Below are 1,036 nucleotides of genomic sequence, written 5' to 3'. Positions count from 1 at the left end.
CAGCGCCGAACATCGAAAGCGCGTCGACACTGCCCTCGAGACGCTGGCTTACCGGGTGACCACGGCGCTGCCGGAGGCCATGCAGAAGTGCTACCGGCTCCACGGCATCGGCTCCGAACACACGGGACCGCTGTACCGCTATTACTCGCAAGCGAAGGCCATCGCCCGCATCATCGGCGGATCTCCGTTCCGACTGGAGTGCTCTTGCGCCGAACGCGCTGCCCCCCGGCCACACGACGATGGGGCTGCCCCGAGTCCTGCCGACTTCGTATCTGCGGCGACTTCGGTCGCCACGATCTGAGGAGCGCGGCTGGAAACCCGCATCACGTCACTGAATCTGCTGTCACACTGAGGAATTGCGGCAAACACTCCCACTTCGCCATCGACTTCGTAGTCCAGAGAGGTCTTCATGCCGGACCCGTCCGAAACCATCGCTGCGGACCATGGGCGCACACCTGTCGGGTTGGACACTTCGCGGGCAAGCATCGCTCGCGTCTATGACGCGACGCTCGGCGGCAAGGACAACTACGAAGTCGATCGTGTCGTTCGCGATACGGTCGCTGAAATCGCGCCGCGCCAAAGCGATGTGGCCTGGATGAACCGTCGATGGCTGCATCGGGTGGTCCGATACCTCGCCGGCTGCGTCGGCATCGACCAGTTTCTCGATCTCGGTGCCGGACTGCCGACCGTCTGCAACACCCATGAGATCGCACAACAGCACAATCCCACCGCACAGGTGGTGTATGTCGACAACGATCCGCTGTGCGCTCTCCACGGCCGAGCCCTACTCGAACGCAACGAACACACCCACTTCGCATCGGCCGACCTGACCGAGCCGGATGCCTTGCTGGCCTGTCCCGAGATTGCCGCACAGCTCGATCCGAGCCGTCCTCTCGCTCTGATTCTGTGCGGCGTCCTTCACCACATCGATGACGATGCCGACCCCGCCGGAGTCATGCGCCGATACATCGACGCGATACCGGTCGGATCCTATGTTGCAATCACCCATTTCTGGGATCCCGCCGACGGATCCGCG

The 1,036-nt window shown here is 63.2% G+C and carries 2 protein-coding genes; both read left to right on the top strand.

What is annotated here, in order from left to right:
- On the top strand, positions 1 to 301 hold a 301-nt coding region (locus ACGF5C_RS35255; protein ID WP_393308815.1), incomplete at its 5' end, for a hypothetical protein.
- Between the two features lie 108 nt (positions 302 to 409).
- Positions 410 to 1,036, top strand: a 627-nt coding sequence (locus ACGF5C_RS35250; protein WP_393308813.1) for an SAM-dependent methyltransferase, incomplete at its 3' end; no start/stop codon positions are given.

It is taken from the genome of Micromonospora sp. NPDC047620 (assembly GCF_043205005.1).
Taxonomy (GTDB): Bacteria; Actinomycetota; Actinomycetes; order Mycobacteriales; family Micromonosporaceae; genus Micromonospora.
This window is presented reverse-complemented; position numbering and strand designations above follow the sequence as displayed.